The 373-nt window shown below is 48.8% G+C and carries 1 protein-coding gene; it reads left to right on the top strand.

Annotation, left to right across the window (positions count from 1 at the left end; all coding sequences use genetic code 11):
• Positions 1 to 69: 69 nt before the first annotated feature.
• The coding region (locus tag AC1RP1_RS08020) for a hypothetical protein (RefSeq protein ID WP_481762721.1) at positions 70 to 373 on the top strand (304 nt) is incomplete at its 3' end.

Below are 373 nucleotides of genomic sequence, written 5' to 3'. Positions count from 1 at the left end.
AGCCCGCGCCGGTCGCTCAGATCGTCCGGGCTTTTTTCGTATCTGCATCCAGATTTAACAGGAGTCCGAATGGAGCAAATCGCACCCATCGACTTCTTCGTCTTCGAGGAATTCCAGTCTCGGTTCCAACAGGTATTCAACTGTTCGAAGTGTGCGTTCATCAACACGCATGATAAAACGGCTCAGCTCCAAAAGTTGTTTGGGAAAGGAAAGCCGTTGACGTATCCGTACGCGTACTTCGAGGTCAAGAAGATATCCGAGAACATAGACTCGTATAACCCACATCAGATGATGCGTCGTGGCATGGTGCTGAACGTTAATTCGGGTAGCACCATTCAAACTGTTCGAGTACTTCCTACGGACTACGAAATAG

It is taken from the genome of Dellaglioa sp. CoH-56-MRSF-13, from assembly GCF_056782095.1.
Note: the sequence above shows the minus strand (reverse complement) of the source record. Positions and strands in the feature narration are given on the sequence as shown.